At 57.8% G+C, this 15632-nt stretch carries 14 protein-coding genes; 9 read left to right on the top strand and 5 right to left on the bottom strand.

The genetic code is table 11. The annotated features are described in order from the left end of the window. Positions 1-225: 225 nt before the first annotated feature. From ureC to ACR3E0_RS13215, 8 genes are all read left to right on the top strand, one after another. Positions 226-1977 (top strand): urease subunit alpha, encoded by a 1752-nt coding sequence (gene ureC / locus ACR3E0_RS13250; protein ID WP_480479289.1) that lies wholly within the window; start codon positions 226-228, stop codon positions 1975-1977. 18 nt (positions 1978-1995) lie between these two features. Continuing rightward, entirely contained in the window at positions 1996-2448 is a 453-nt protein-coding gene (ureE, locus tag ACR3E0_RS13245) for an urease accessory protein UreE (RefSeq protein WP_480479288.1), read from the top strand. Then, positions 2432-3085 carry an urease accessory protein UreF gene (locus tag ACR3E0_RS13240; RefSeq protein WP_480479287.1) on the top strand — a complete coding sequence of 218 codons (654 nt, stop codon included), beginning with the start codon at positions 2432-2434 and terminating at the stop codon, positions 3083-3085. Before ureE ends, ACR3E0_RS13240 begins: the two co-directional genes overlap by 17 nt. Beyond that, positions 3082-3714 (top strand): urease accessory protein UreG, encoded by a 633-nt coding sequence (gene ureG, locus ACR3E0_RS13235; protein WP_480479286.1) that lies wholly within the window; start codon positions 3082-3084, stop codon positions 3712-3714. The genes ACR3E0_RS13240 and ureG overlap by 4 nt, the downstream gene beginning before the upstream one ends. A 141-nt stretch (positions 3715-3855) precedes the next feature. Further along, entirely contained in the window at positions 3856-5274 is a 1419-nt protein-coding gene (locus ACR3E0_RS13230; protein ID WP_480479285.1) for a circularly permuted type 2 ATP-grasp protein, read from the top strand. A 3-nt stretch (positions 5275-5277) separates the two neighbouring features. Next, the gene (locus tag ACR3E0_RS13225; RefSeq protein ID WP_480479284.1) at positions 5278-6219 is read left to right on the top strand and encodes an alpha-E domain-containing protein; all 942 of its coding nucleotides are present in this window, start codon (positions 5278-5280) and stop codon (positions 6217-6219) included. A gap of 3 nt (positions 6220-6222) precedes the next feature. Next, positions 6223-7020: a transglutaminase family protein gene (locus tag ACR3E0_RS13220; RefSeq protein ID WP_480479283.1), complete on the top strand. Its 798-nt coding sequence runs from the start codon at positions 6223-6225 to the stop codon at positions 7018-7020. 11 nt (positions 7021-7031) lie between these two features. After that, positions 7032-7775, top strand: coding sequence for a proteasome-type protease (locus tag ACR3E0_RS13215; RefSeq protein ID WP_480479282.1), 744 nt, complete (start codon positions 7032-7034; stop codon positions 7773-7775). 98 nt (positions 7776-7873) lie between these two features. On the opposite strand, the gene trhA is transcribed toward ACR3E0_RS13215, so the two are convergent. From trhA to ACR3E0_RS13190, 5 genes are all read right to left on the bottom strand, one after another. Continuing rightward, positions 7874-8542 (bottom strand): PAQR family membrane homeostasis protein TrhA, encoded by a 669-nt coding sequence (gene trhA, locus ACR3E0_RS13210; protein WP_480479281.1) that lies wholly within the window; start codon positions 8540-8542, stop codon positions 7874-7876. Between the two features lie 94 nt (positions 8543-8636). Continuing rightward, on the bottom strand, positions 8637-11045 hold the full coding sequence (locus tag ACR3E0_RS13205; protein ID WP_480479280.1) for a fatty acid cis/trans isomerase: 2409 nt from the start codon (positions 11043-11045) through the stop codon (positions 8637-8639). A gap of 82 nt (positions 11046-11127) precedes the next feature. Further along, positions 11128-12168 carry a TRAP transporter substrate-binding protein gene (locus ACR3E0_RS13200; RefSeq protein ID WP_480479279.1) on the bottom strand — a complete coding sequence of 347 codons (1041 nt, stop codon included), beginning with the start codon at positions 12166-12168 and terminating at the stop codon, positions 11128-11130. Between the two features lie 70 nt (positions 12169-12238). Then, complete coding sequence (locus ACR3E0_RS13195; RefSeq protein WP_480479278.1) at positions 12239-13567, bottom strand: TRAP transporter large permease; 1329 nt, start codon at positions 13565-13567, stop codon at positions 12239-12241. Further along, complete coding sequence (locus ACR3E0_RS13190; protein ID WP_480479277.1) at positions 13564-14124, bottom strand: TRAP transporter small permease subunit; 561 nt, start codon at positions 14122-14124, stop codon at positions 13564-13566. The genes ACR3E0_RS13195 and ACR3E0_RS13190 overlap by 4 nt, the downstream gene beginning before the upstream one ends. A 511-nt stretch (positions 14125-14635) precedes the next feature. Between ACR3E0_RS13190 and ACR3E0_RS13185 the strand changes: the two genes are divergently transcribed. Beyond that, positions 14636-15619, top strand: a complete 984-nt coding sequence (locus tag ACR3E0_RS13185; protein WP_480479276.1) for a zinc-dependent alcohol dehydrogenase family protein — start codon at positions 14636-14638, stop codon at positions 15617-15619. Positions 15620-15632 lie beyond the last annotated feature (13 nt).

Raw genomic sequence — 15632 nt, 5'->3', positions numbered from 1 at the left:
CGAGGTTAAAACACAGTTGTTGCAAGCAAAATAGCCGGGGATCGGCACTCCCCTTCCGGACTTCGGCCAAAGCGCTGGATTTAAATGGAAGAAAATTCATCAGCGCACAGATGACTGAGTAACAACTTGGAAGAAAAAGAAAAACATGAGTACCAGCTGAAGGGGTAACTAAACAGTAGTACCTTCAGCAATCCCCAGATGATCACTGAGTAAGCGAACTATTCAATGCCAGCAACAATCCAACGTTCTGACTATGCCGCCATGTTCGGTCCCACCACCGGTGACAAGCTGCGGCTGGCGGATACGGATCTGATCATTGAGGTTGAACGCGATCTGACGGCCGAGCTTGCTGCCGCAGCCGGCACTGGCGACAAGGCACTGCTCTATGGTGAGCAAGTAAAGTTTGGTGGCGGCAAGGTGATCCGGGACGGGATGGGGCAATCTCAGACGACTCGGGCTGACGGAGCGGTCGACACGGTCATCACCAATGCGCTGATCGTGGATCATTCCGGAATCTACAAAGCCGATGTGGGCCTGAAGGACGGTCGCATCATCAAAATCGGCAAGGCCGGCAATCCCGACACGCAGTCGGGTGTCGACATCATCATCGGGCCCGGAACCGAGGCCATTGCCGGCGAGGGTCGCATCCTGACGGCGGGCGGGTTCGACAGCCATATCCACTTTATCTGCCCGCAGCAGATAGAGGACGCGCTGCATTCCGGCCTGACCACGATGCTGGGTGGCGGCACCGGCCCGGCACACGGGACATTGGCCACCACCTGTACCCCTGGCCCCTGGCATATCGGACGGATGCTGCAGGCGGCAGACGCCTTCCCGATGAACCTGGCCTTTGCGGGCAAGGGCAATGCCTCATTGCCGGCCGCGTTGGAGGAACAGGTCAAGGCCGGGGCCTGCGCGTTGAAACTGCACGAGGACTGGGGGACAACACCTGCCGCCATCGACTGTTGCCTGACGGTGGCGGATGCAATGGATGTGCAGGTGATGATCCACACCGATACTTTGAACGAATCCGGGTTCGTGGAGAACACCGTTGCCGCCATGAAAGGCCGGACGATCCACGCGTTTCATACCGAAGGTGCAGGGGGTGGTCATGCTCCGGACATCATCAAAATCTGTGGCGAAAATCACGTCCTTCCGTCATCGACAAATCCCACACGCCCCTTCACCGTCAACACGGTGGAGGAGCATCTGGACATGCTGATGGTCTGCCACCATCTCGACAAATCCATCCCCGAGGATGTGGCCTTTGCCGAAAGCCGCATTCGGCGCGAGACCATTGCGGCCGAGGACATCCTACATGACATGGGGGCGTTCAGCATCATCGCGTCAGACAGTCAGGCCATGGGCCGTGTCGGCGAGGTTCTGATCCGCACATGGCAGACGGCGGACAAAATGAAGAAACAGCGGGGACGGCTGCCCGAGGAAACCGGTGAAAATGACAACATGCGCGTCCGCCGGTACATCGCGAAATACACGATCAACCCGGCCATCGCACACGGGCTAAGTCACGAGATCGGGAGTGTCGAGGAAGGCAAGCGCGCCGATCTGGTCCTGTGGAACCCGGTCTTCTTTGGGGTAAAGCCCGAAATGGTTCTGTTGGGCGGCACCATTGCCTGCGCGCAGATGGGCGATCCCAATGCCTCGATCCCAACGCCGCAGCCGGTCTACAGCCGCCCGATGTTCGGTGCCTATGGCCGATCTGTCGAGAACTCGGCGATCACGTTCGTCTCGGAAGCCGCGCAAGCGGACGGAATCGGTGATACACTGGGATTGGCAAAAACGACTGTCGCGGTACACAACACGCGCGCCATCGGTAAGAGTGACCTTCTGTTAAATGACGCAACCCCTCACGTCGAGGTAGACCCCGAAACGTATGAGGTGCGCGCTGATGGTGAACTGCTGACCTGCCAACCCGCCGAGGTGCTGCCGATGGCGCAGCGCTATTTCATGTTCTGAGATAAAACGAGGCCCCCTATGACGACCGCGATCAAAACCGCCCGTGTCTATCATGATCATCACCACGCCCCAGCGCATGCACAGGTTTCGCTGGATTACGATGGCCGCTTTTTGCGCCGCAAAATGCTGGCGACCGATGATGGAGAAGCGTTTTTGGTCGATCTGGCGCAAACAAGATCGCTGGATCACGGCGGGGTCCTTGTTCTGGAGGACGGGCGCGAGGTTGAAGTTGTGGCGGCCCCGGAAGACCTGCTGGAAGTCACCGGAGACAACCTGTTGCGGCTGGCATGGCATATCGGCAATCGTCACACGCCATGCCAGATCGAAGATAACCGCCTCCTGATCCAGCGCGATCATGTCATTCGCGATATGCTGACCAAACTGGGCGCGTGCACGCGCGAAGTCGTGGAACCCTTTACCCCCGAAGGTGGCGCTTACGGCCACGGCAGGACGCATGGCCACGCCCACTGACGCCGATATCCTGACGCTGACTCAGTGGCTCTCGCCCGCCTACCCGGTGGGGGGGTTCGCCTATTCGCACGGTCTGGAATGGGCGATCGAATGCGGAGAGGTCAAGGATGCTGTCGGCACGACCAGTTGGATTTCGGATGTCCTGGAACACGGATCAGGCCGCAATGATGGCCTGTTTTTGGTTGCTGCGTACCAAGCCCATACGGCTGAGCGGCTTGCCGAAGTCGATGCATTGGCTAGGGCGTTCTGCGCCTCGTCCGAAAGACTGATGGAAACCCGTTTGCTTGGCGACGCTTTTTGCAAGGTCACAGCCGACATCTGGGCGCTGGACCTGCAGGGGCTGACTTATCCTGTCGCGGTCGGGTATGGCGCGCGACAACAGGGTTTGCCGCTGGACCTGACGGTTCAGATGTTTTTGCTAAGCTTCCTGTCCAACCTCGCAAGTTGTGCCACGCGCCTGGTGCCACTCGGGCAGACGGAAGGGCAACAGGTGATACGCAGGCTGACACCGCTCTGCGCCCGGGTCGCCGAAGAGGTGCGGCAAGGCGGATTGGACGATCTCGGCTCGACGGCATTCCGGGCCGATATTGCATCCATGAAACATGAAACACAGTATTCGAGGATTTTTCGAACATGAACAGCATGAACGGTCCCTTGCGTATCGGCATCGGTGGTCCTGTCGGGGCTGGCAAGACAACCCTGACGGCAGCGCTGGCCAAGGCACTGTGCGATACGCATTCCGTGGGCGTCATCACCAACGACATCTATACGCAGGAGGATGCTGAGGCGCTGATGCGGCTACAGGTCCTGCCGCAGGACCGTATTATCGGCGTCGAAACGGGTGGCTGCCCGCATACCGCGATCCGTGAAGATGCCTCGATCAATCTGGCTGCGGTGGCGGAAATGCAAACCCGTCACCCGTCGATAGAGGTCGTTTTGATAGAAAGCGGTGGTGACAACCTGTCGGCAACCTTCAGTCCGGAGCTTGCCGATGTGACTCTGTATGTCATCGACGTGGCCGCTGGCGAAGAAATTCCGCGTAAGGGCGGCCCCGCGATCACTAAATCGGACATTCTGATCATCAACAAAACTGACCTGGCCCCACATGTCGGGGCGTCGCTGGATGTTATGGAGCGAGACGCCACTGCTATGCGAAAAGAGCGCCCCTTTGTGTTCTCAGCTCTGCGCCACGGGCAGGGTATTGACGAGGTTGTTGACCTCCTGGCGCAGATTGGCGGCCTAAAGGTGTCCGAGCGCGTCGTATGAATTCACTGCGGCGCTTACACGCCTTGACTGACGTCCGGTGACATTCACAATCAGCCTGATTTTTGGACGACTTGCACGCTACCAAGCAGGTGCAGCAACAGTTTTTCTTGAAAACTTCGGTATGTTCGTCAAGCTTCTCGCATGAGTGGGTACTTTGATGAAATGTTTGATGGCGACGGATCACTCCGAGGACCATACGAAGAAATCGGTCGCTGGTTTAATGCAGAAGATGTCTCACGGCTGCGAGCCAAACAGCGCGAAGCAGAAGAAGTTTTCAGACTCACAGGCATTACGTTCAACGTGTACGGCAAAGCCGAGGCCGAGGAACGGCTGATCCCTTTCGACATCGTGCCACGGGTGATTTCAGGCCGGGAATGGCAGCGGCTCGAACGCGGAATCGAACAACGTGTTCGGGCGATCAACGCCTTTCTGTACGACATTTACCACCGACAGGAAATCGTGCGGGCCGGGCGTGTTCCGGCCGAGATGATTGCCGAAAATGAGGCTTTCCTGCCGCAGATGTTGGGGGTGTCGCCCCCGGGTCAGGTGTACACCCACATCGTTGGAATTGATCTGGTGCGAACGGGACCAGATGAGTTTTTCGTGCTGGAGGACAACGCACGTACACCCTCGGGTGTCAGCTATATGCTGGAAAACCGCGAAACGATGCTCAAGATGTTCCCCGAACTCTTCAGCACCACAAGCGTGCGGAATGTATCGGATTACCCGCGCAGCTTGCGACGCTCGCTGGCAGCCTGTGCGCCGGACTGCGCTGACGGAGAGCCCACGGTCGCGGTGCTGACCCCGGGCATCTACAACTCCGCCTATTACGAACATGCGTTCCTTGCAGATCAGATGGCTGTGGAACTGGTTGAAGGGCACGATCTGCGCGTTGTTCATGGTCGGGTCTGCATGCGTACGACACGAGGCTATCGTCCGATTGACGTGCTCTACAGACGGGTGGACGACGAATTCCTTGATCCGCTGAATTTCAACCCGGACAGCGCCCTGGGTGTGCCGGGAATTCTTGATGTCTACCGCGCCGGAGGGATCACGATCGCCAATGCGCCAGGGACGGGCATTGCCGATGACAAGGCGATCTATTCCTACATGCCCGAGATCGTCGAGTTCTATACCGGAGAGAAGCCGTTGCTGAAGAACGTACCGACCTGGCGGTGCGCGGACCCGCAATCGCTGGCGTATGTATTGGACAACCTGTCGGAACTGGTTGTGAAGGAAGTTCACGGCTCCGGCGGATACGGGATGTTGATTGGTCCGGCGGCCAGCAAACGAGAGATGTCAGCCTTCCGAGACAAGCTAAAGGCGCGTCCGGCGAATTACATCGCCCAGCCGACACTGTCTCTGTCCACGGTTCCGATCTTCGCCCGGTCCGGGCTGGCACCAAGGCATGTGGACCTGCGCCCGTTTGTGTTGGTGTCACCGGACGGGATCAGGATTACACCGGGCGGACTGACCCGGGTTGCGCTAAAGAAAGGGTCGCTGGTGGTGAACTCCAGCCAGGGTGGCGGAACCAAAGACACCTGGGTTCTGGAGGACTAGGCTGTGCTGGGAAAAACTGCAGGTGGCCTGTTTTGGATGACCCGGTATCTGGAGCGTGCGGAAAACACGGCTAGGCTTCTGGAAACCGGCCAGCGCATGGCGTTGACCAGAATGAACAGCGCGGATGAAGAGTGGATTCCGGTTCTGCAAACTGCAGGCGTGCTGACCGGGTATCAGGCCAAGTACGATGAAGTTGCCAAAGACAATGCCATCGACTGGATGCTGCGGGACACCGACAACCCCTCATCGGTGCGATCCGTCATCAAACAGGCGCGAGACAACGCGCGTCTCGTGCGCACCGCCCTGACCTATGACGTCTGGAGCGCGGTCAACGCAACGTGGATGCGGGTCGAAACCCCCCTGAAACGTCGTGTGAACGAGCGCGATCTGCCCGGGGTGCTGGAGATGATCCGCCATCAGGCGGCCTTGGTACGCGGTGCCTATCTGGGCACGATGCTGCGAAACGACATTCATGACTTTGCCCAACTCGGCACGTTCATCGAACGTGCGGACAACACGGGGCGCATTTTGGACGTGAAATACTACGTCCTGTTGCCAACGGCATTTTCGGTGGGGTCCTCGCTGGACAATGCGCAATGGGAAACCATCCTGCGGTCCGTCGGCGCCGGTGGCGGGTATCGGATGACACACGGCCAGAAAACGTCGCCGTCCGATATCGCCGAGTTCATGATACTGGACGAACGTATGCCGCGCAGTCTGAGTTACTGCTGCCGCCATATACGGGAAAGTCTGGCACTGCTGGAAAAAGGCTATGGTGCCGAAATGCCGTCGGGCGGTACGTCGAAGGCCCTGTATGCCCGGCTGTCCGATCAGGAAATCAAAGGCATTTTTGAGTACGGCCTTCATGAATACATTCAGGACACCCTGGCCGATCTCGCTGGATTAAGCCGCCAGATTGAGGTCGACTATCGCTTCTATGAGTAGCCTATGAAACTGCATATCAGACATGAAACACGATACGATTTTGACGCGCCGGTGCCTTTCGGTCTGCAGCAGCTTAGAAAGACGCCCAAGTCATTTCGCAATCAGAATGTCCTCGGCTGGGACACCTATGTCACCGGCGGTCAGAAAGAGCTGAGTTTCGAAGACTGTCACCGAAATACGGTGGAACTCGTGAGTTTTGAGCCAAACACGACAAGCGTTGGGCTTGTCTCCGAAGGCGTGGTGGAAATTGAAGACACACACGGCGTTCTTGGCAAGCATGAAGGGTCCACGCCACTGTGGCTGTTTCGGCGTGAGACACCACAGACAACGCCGGAAAAAGGCGTCGCAGATCTGATTGAATCACTGCCCGAGAGCGAACCTCTGGATCGTCTTCACGCCTTGTCCGACTTGGTTCGCGAGCGCATCAAATACGAGGTTGGAAGTTCGCGGCCGGATTGGAGCGCCGAGGACGCGATCGACGCCGGATGCGGCGTGTGTCAGGACCATACGCATGTTTTCATTACCTGTGCGCGGCAGCTCGGTCTGCCTGCCAGATATGTCTCCGGCTACCTCATGATGAACGAAACCGAACTGCAGGACGCGACGCATGCCTGGGCCGAGGTCTATGTGGACGGGCTTGGTTGGGTCGGTTTCGATGTCTCGAACGGAATATCGCCCGACAGCCGCTACGTTCGTGTTGCAACCGGTCTGGACTATGCGCAGGCTGCACCGGTAATAGGAAACAGAATTGGGGCAGCGGGTGAGCAGCTGACAGTGCAGTTGCAGGTCGCACAGCAGTAACGGAGACCGAAATGACCTATGCTGTCGGCATGCGGCTGGATCGCGGGCTGGTCTTTATGTCCGACACGCGCACCAACGCGGGTGTCGACAACATCTCAACCTTTGAAAAGATGTTCAATTGGACGGTCGAGGGCGAACGCTCCATCACTCTGCTGACGGCGGGAAACCTGGCCACCACGCAAGCAACGGTCAGTATGCTGGAAGAGCGGACCAAGGCACCGGCCGACAGAGCGCCGTCGATCCTCGAAGCGCCGACAATGTTTCAGGTGGCTCAACTGGTTGCCGAAACGCTCAAGGATGTGATCGAGCTGCATTCACGCGCGGGTCAGCAGGCTGACAGTTCGTTTCATGCGACGCTTATTCTGGGTGGCCAGATCAAGGGCGGGCCATCCCGCCTGTTTCTGATCTACCCCGAAGGCAATTTCATCGAAGCGGGCGCCGACACGCCTTTCTTTCAGATTGGTGAAACAAAGTACGGGCGCCCGATCCTGGTGCGCGCCTACGATTCCCAACTGAGCTTTGAGGACGCGGTCAAACTGCTGCTTGTCAGCTTCGATTCGACAATCAAGGCGAATCTGTCCGTCGGAGCACCACTTGATGTGCTTCTGTACGATGAGGATGGATTCAACACAGGTCGGCGCACCCGATTTGAGCCTGACGATCCGTATTTCAAAGCTATTTCAGATGGTTGGGGCGATGCGCTCAAGTCGGCGCTGTCCAAGTTGCCTGAATACAGATCGGAAACACCGGGCTGAAGAAGATGATCGAGTGTTGGTTGGGAGAGCTTCAGGTTTATTGTTTAAATCATTGATTTAAAGTTAAAATCATTTTGATATGGCAGATGTGAGTACCATCACGTGGCTACAAACGGCAAGTGCTCGATCCGTGCGGCGACGGCGACGAAAAACAGGACGCTCCCTGCCAAAACGAAGACATGCCAGATTGTGTTGTGGAACGGTAACCAGTCCAGAAGGTAAAAGACGACGCCTGCGGTGTAAACGATCCCGCCTGAAATCATCAAAATCAGAACCGTTGGCGGCAGTTCAGCCAGCATTGATTGCCCCGCCCAGACAGCTGCCCAGCCCATCATCAGATAGAGCGCCAGCCCGAACCATCGAAAGCGGTTGGGGTTTGCCAACTTCAAAAGCGACCCCAGTGTTGCGGAAGACCAGAGGCCGATCAAAAGCCCGGGTATCTGAACTCCGGACAGGAGGATAAACGGCGTGTACGTTCCGGCAATCTTTACGTAGATGCCGGAGTGATCCAAGCGGCGGAGAAAGTCACCCCACCTTTCGCTTTCGACCATGTTGTACAGCGCCGAAAAGGTCAGCATCAAAACCAGCGTGATACCGTACACTGACGCGCCCAAAACGGCGGCAGGGTCCGAGCGGTAAAAGACCGTCATCGTGATCAGCAAGGGCACGGCTATGATGGCCGAAGAGACACCGAGAACATGAACAACGCCATCACTGATACGCTCGGCGCGGCTATAGGCAGGACGGATGTCTTCAACGGACCACATCTCATCAATCTATGGCCGCGGACGCATGTCGGCAAGTCAGAGCCACCTTTTCAGATTTGACTGAATGCGTGTCCAAGCGGCCAGCTTGCGACGGTCAGGTCGGGTCGTCGTCTGGTTTTGGGTCCTTGTACCTGTTGAGGTCCAGAATGCCCGCTTGCACGGGGTCCTGCCGCACGAAAATCGAATGGATCTGGTCGCTTACCGCCCAAAACTCCGGGCTGGTTCGGCGCACGCCATAAGTCTCCACAACCTCCATCCATTCCTGCTGAGATTGCATGGATTTCAGACTGTATTGGAAGGAAGCCAATTGGTTCTGTCGCAGGTGGAAAAAGAAATTCGGGTAGCTCCCAATCATTCCGGGCAAAATTGTCAGAACATCGGATTGGAGGTCGCGACGGGATTCTTCTTCAAACAAAAAGGCGACATTGTCATGGGCCTTGTCATGCACGAACGTGAAGACTTCGGGGTCAGCGTCGTCCGTCTCAACGACGACGACGGAGAGATCCGGCAAGTATTTCACCCAGTCGCCACGCTGGTTCGCCAAAGCAGCCAGGATCGTCACAGAACCGACGTCGTCGAACTGCAGGCAATTTGCGCCCTCGCATCTGTTGATCGCATCTGAAACGGGCCAAAGCCCGTTGCCTCGATCCAGCAATGACAGAAGGAATTCCTCTTTTGGGGTATCTGTCCCGAACTCGATGCCCGCAGGAAAACTGTCATCGACACGGCGGCGATGCCAATACGTGTGAATTTCAGCCAGAAGACCTTTGTACCAGCCCTGGTGCATGCCCTGGCGCAGGTTTCTGGGCATGAAGGACAGGAACGTATCCTCACTCTCCATACGCAGCTCGTCCATATAGAGGCGTGTCGAAAGCTGATGCTCGACCCGTCCAAAGACATCGTACCCGGCAACGAGGTTGTAGTAGATGCGTTCAAAGATCGGATAGTCGATGACCCAGGCCGTCTCGGGAATGCCGCCGTGAAACCCCGTCATGGCAGAGGCATTGTCAAAGTGACGAAACACGGTGATCAACGCGTTCGGGTTTGTACCGTCGCCATCCCATATGGCGTCGTAGTCGAAGCCGGTTTGATGCTGGTCGCTGTTTCGGTATCGTTCATCCCGAAACTCCAGATATTTGATCTGGTTTTGGTGCGAAAACCCCTGCAATTCGCTCAAAACCCCGTTATTGCCCACCGAGACGGGTAATTCGAGAAAGGCGGCACCCTCATCCAGATAAGCAGGATCCGTGACCGAGAGGTCTGCGTCAGGATCAAGGAAAGCCACCCAGAACCGATCTTCGATCACGTCCACCGCGGTTTCTCCGTGGCAAACCGGGCCACGGATAAAGCTGCGGACATAAAACAGCGCATCATCCAAAAGGAATTGATAGCGGCTTTTGGCCGGGATGGCGGCAAATGTGCTGAACGGGTTGCCGCCTTCTGTGTTCCCGTAAGTTGGCAGGTCCGCAAGGGTCCAGTCGGGGACGAAAAACAACTCCTGAAACCGGGCCATCCGCTCCGGATTCAGCGTGTAAACAAGGTGTTCCTTGTGGACGATTGTTTCATCATTCAGCTGCAAACGATAGTAAAACGGGGCGTTACCCGGATCGTCAAAGGGACGGCGGGTCGCAATGACGATGATCTCTTCGCCGGGTGGCGTTGCCGATCTGACAAGTTGGAAGAAACGCCGGGGATCGTCTGTTGGAAAGTGCAGGCGGGCCAGAAACAAATGCTCGTACAGGTATCGGCTGACCAGTCGGCTGCGCAGGTCGTTTTTGTTCAACAAAGCTTCCCATGAAGCAATCTGCTCAGCAATGTCGTCTGGAATTTCGGCAGGACCTGAACCAAGTGGCGCTCCGCTGCGAGCCCAGGACAAAAGCATCTGAAACCGGGAGTCATCTAGCGGCGCGGTTGCGTAAGGCATACCCGCGAACGGATGAGCATTGCGATATGCTTCGAACTCCTGTGGTGAGGGGCAGGCCAGCGGCCGGTCAAGCTCCAGACCAAGTTCTTCGGGAATGGGTGCATTGGCCGGCAGCACGTTTTTGCGGCCAAGTTCCAGATAATCCGCCAGCAAATTGGAGGTATTGGTCGACTGGGACGGATCGCGCGTGACCGGATGGAACCCAAGGCCGCGCCACCCTGATACCGTTTGGGCGTCAATGCCCAGCCGTGTCGGTCGCGCGTCGCTCAGACGCTGGGTGTGGTAAATCGCTTCTTTGCTGCCACCGCGCATCAGACCGTCAGGCGACGTGAGCTTTAGCTGACAGGGCGCGTCATAACAGCTGTGGCAGACAACGCAGCGGTGGTCCAGAATTGGTTTGATATCCGCCCAATCGGGTTCTTGTTCAGTGCCGTCAGCGCCGGTATCGGTCGACTCAACAGATGTTGAATCCGCCTGGGCCGTGCCGTGAGGCGAAGCGCCGTATGCCACAGTCAGGGCAACGCCAAGGCCCGCAAAGACCAGAATGCGTCGAAGCAAAGGTACTCTCAGAATGCTCATAGCTTAACCGGCTTGTTTGTCATTTGCGCCCATCAAACCTGCTTTGGTTGGGGCGGCACCCGTTGGGCCGCCCCGAACTTGTTTATTCGAAGTTGTATGGAACGCCGGCCTGATTGATGACGCTGTTGTATTCTCGGAAGATACCGACGATCTTCTCGTGCACTTCGCCTTCCTGCGCGATCTCGTCCCAGAACACTTTGGCCGCGTTTTCAACCTCTGCCCATTCGGACGGGGGCACGGAACGAAGCTCCAGCTTATCGCCATTGGCGCGCAGGGCCGCTTCGCCGCCCCAGTACCATTGATTGCGGTAGGTATGGCTGGCCTCGATGCCGGCCATCACGATGGATTTGAGGTGATCGGGCAGTTCGTTCCACCGTTCCTGATTGGCAAACCAGGATCCGATCCAGGCGCCCGAGATATTGTTGGTCAGGAAGTAGTCTGTCACATCCGCCCAGCCGACCGTGTAATCCTCGGTGATGCCGGACCAGGCCATGCCGTCCAACTCACCGGTTTGTACGGCAACTTCAGCGTCTTCATACGGGATATTCACGGGCACAACACCGAATTGGGCCAGGAACCGTCCCGCTGTCGGGAAGGTGTAGAGTTTCAGGCCATCCAGATCGGCGACAGATGTGATCTCTTTCTTGGTGTTGAAGTTACAGGGGTCCTGTCCGGCCGCCGACAGCCACTGGACGCCGACTTTTGCATATTCGTCACGCCAGATATCCGCCAGCCCGTATTGGTTGAACAGCACAGGGACGTCCAGAATGTGCTTTGTGGCAAAGGGGAAATAACCACCGAACACGCGCAGTGGTGTGGGCGAGGCCATCGAGTCATCATCGGAATGCACCCCGTCGATGGTTCCGCGCTGCAGCGCCTGGAAGAGTTCTCCTGTGGGCACGATCTGGTCTGCGTAAAACAGTTCGATCTGCAACTCACCGTTTGCGTTGGCGTTGATATAGTCGATCGCCGGTTTAGTCACATGTTCGCCCAGCGCCCCGCCGGCGTAAGTCTGAAAGCGCCACTTGATCGGGGCCTGCGCTTTGACAATGGCAGGCGCCGCAAGCGTCGCCGGGGCCGCCACAGCAGCAGTCTTCAGGAATCTGCGTCGTGTCGTGGTCATGGTCATCCTCTCCTGTGCTTAGAATTGAACTTCGAACCGGTTGACCCGATCACTTGTTCTTGTCACGTGCTCAGTTTCCGTAAACTACACCCGGAAGCCACAATGCGATCTCCGGGAAAGCCATTACCAATCCCAGGGCGAGCGCCATCACACCGACGAAGGGTATGATGGATCGATAGATATCTCCAATGGTTACTTCTGGTGGCGCCATTGCTCGCATCAGGAACAGGTTGTACCCGAACGGCGGCGTCATATAGGCGATCTGGCAAGTGATCGTATAAAGCACACCGTACCAGATCAGGTCGAAGCCAAGCGCGCCCACCAATGGAACATACAGTGGGGCGACGATCACCAGCATTGCGGTGTCGTCCAGAAAGGTGCCCATCAGCAGAAAACTCAGTTGCATCAGGATCAGGATGATCCACGGGTTCAGGCCAAGCTGGACGGTGAACAGGTTCTCGATGGCCTTTACCGCGCCCAAACCGTCGAACACCGCACCAAAGGCGAGCGCGGCGAGGATTATCCACATGAACATGCAAGTGATGCCCAGCGTCTGTTTGACCGAGGTTTCAAAGACCTGCCACGTCATCCGACGCTTCAGAACAGCGGCAAGGAATGCAGCGATGGCCCCCAGGGCCGAGCTTTCGACCAGCGATGTCCAGCCGTTGACGAAAGGCACCATCATCACCGCGAAGATGCCCAAGGGCAGCAATCCGGCGCCAAGCAGGCGCAGCTTTTCGCCCCAGGTCACTTGGGCGCGTTCGTCGGCGCTCATCGCCGGGCCGAGGGCGGGGTTCAGGCGGCAGCGTATGGCGATGTAGATAATGAACAGCGTCGCCATCATGAGGCCCGGCACGACACCCGCCAGCCAAAGCTGACCCACCGGCTGCCGGGCGATCATCGCATACAGGACCAATACGACGGACGGGGGCACAAGAATCCCCAGTGACGACCCGGCCTGGATCACGCCTGTGACCATGCGCTTGTCGTAGTTGCGGCGCAGCAGTTCCGGCAGGGCAATGGTCGCGCCGATGGCCATGCCTGCGACCGACAACCCGTTCATCGCCGAGATCAGAACCATCAAGCCGATTGTGCCGATGGCCAGACCACCGGACAGCCCCCCCATCCAGACATGGAACATCCGGTAGAGGTCGTCGGCGATCCGAGATTCGGACAAAATGTAGCCCATGAAGATGAACATCGGCAGCGTCAGCAGCGGGTACCAGCGCATCACCTTGATCGCGGCGGCAAACCCAAGGTCATACCCGCCGCGATCCCCCCACAGGAAAAAGGCGGCCACGACCGCCACGAACCCGATTGCCCCGAAAACACGCTGCCCGGTCAGAAGCATCAGCATCATCGTCGAGAACATGAGCGCGGCAATCAATTCGTAACTCACCCCCGGTGCCCTCCGTCGAGGTCTTCGGGTGCCATGTGAACGGGTTCATCATCCTTCGGGCCCATGTCGTGGCCCCGCAGGCGCAGGATGTCCTTGAACAGCTCGGAAACGGCCTGCAACAGCATCAAAACGATGCCAATGACCATGATCGTCTTGATCGGCCAGATGTACGGACGCCAGGCCGAGGACGACCGTTCGCCGCCATATTGGAAAGAATACATCAGGCTGTCCCATCCCCCCCAAAGCAAGAACGCCAGATACACAATGAGAAAGAACACCGTCAGGGCATCCACCTGGCTTTTCCGGCGGTCGGTCCAGTCGCCATACAACAGATCCATCCGGACGTTGGCGCCCATCTGCATCGCGTAAGGCCCCCCCAGGACGTAGTAAGCCACCATCGCGAACTGTGCCATTTCCAGGGTCCAGAGTGATGGCACGAAGAAGGTCTTGGAAACAGAGGAATACAGCAGAATGGCCATCATCACGAAGATGCCATACATCACGACCCGTCCGATCATGCGATTGCACCGGTCGACACAGCCGATATAGGTCTTCATCAGCCCCGTCACGAGGTGGCAACCCTGGGACAGTGCGCGCCACAAGACCGGCCGGGCAAAGGCTCGCGGGCTTGTTGCTGGCAAGCCAAGTCACCAAGGTCGACACCGCATGAGTGTGCGACCAGAGCTGTTGCGTTGCAGGCTACGGACTTGTTTTTCACAATGTCATCAGAGCCATGTGATTGACACCTGTCAAGCGTGGGTCCGGCGCTGCGTCGGATGTTTCGTGCTATCGAAACGCGCGTAATGCAGGCCCCGATGGCCTGAAAGCCGTCGGTCAAGGCCTTCTGTGCGGTGTGGGGACCGGGTGTTCTGGAACCGGGTCTGACGCTCCAAATCTGAATCCTTGATCGGTGCATGCACGTTGTTCGCACCATAGCCGCAGGCAAGGGCGGCAAGGGTGTGGTGAAGGCCGGGTGTGGATTGCTCGGGCAAACGTCGGTACTCTTGATCTCTGTCACAGACATGGACGTGATAGTCTTTCAGGCTCGAACATCAGGAGGTCCTCAACATGCGCGCTATGGTTTTTCGCGGGGCGGGCGGCTTGCTTGGACTTGAAGCATGGGATGTCCCCTCACCAGGGTCGCAGGATGTGCTGATCCGGGTCGAGGCCTGTGGCGTTTGCCGAACAGACCTTCATGTCATCGACGGAGATTTAACCCAACCGGTTCTGCCGCTGGTTCCCGGGCACGAGATCGTCGGCAGAATTGAGGCCATGGGAGAGGAGGTGTCCGGATTGCGCATCGGGCAACGGGTCGGTGTGCCCTGGCTGGGCTCAACCTGCCATCAATGCCCTTATTGCCGAAGCGCTCAGGAGAATTTGTGTGATGCCCCAGAATTCACCGGTTACACCAGAAACGGCGGCTTTGCAGAAGCGTGCATAGCCGATTCACGTTATGTGTTCGCTCTGCCCGAGGATGCTGACCCGGTCAAACTGGCGCCCTTGTTGTGCGCGGGATTGATCGGCTATCGCTGCCTGCGGATGGCGGGAGACGCGCATGCCATTGGCCTTTATGGATTCGGCGCTGCGGCGCACATCCTGGCGCAGATCATGGTCTGGCAGGGACGGCAGGTCTATGCGTTGACACGACCCGGTGATGAGGATGCACAAGCGTTTGCCGGGCAGTTGGGTGCCACTTGGGTGGGCAGCTCAGACGAGCGTCCGCCCGCAGAATTGGATGCAGCCATTATCTTTGCGCCTGTCGGGGCGCTGGTGCCGGCAGCGCTCAAAGCCGTGCGAAAGGGCGGCAGGGTGATTTGCGGAGGCATCCACATGAGCGACATACCGTCCTTTCCCTACGATGACCTCTGGGGTGAGCGGCACATCTTGTCGGTTGCGAACCTGACGCGTCAGGACGGCGAGGAATTCTTCCCACTGGCCCAACGGGCGGGCGTTTCCACTCACACCCAGACCTATGCACTGGAGGATGCGAACGAGGCGTTGGATGACTTGCGCAGCGGGCGCTTGCAGGGGGCGGCAGTGCTGGTGCCATGACCTTTCGCGGGGT

It is taken from the genome of Ruegeria sp. AJ12 (assembly GCF_056536245.1).
Note: the sequence above shows the minus strand (reverse complement) of the source record. Positions and strands in the feature narration are given on the sequence as shown.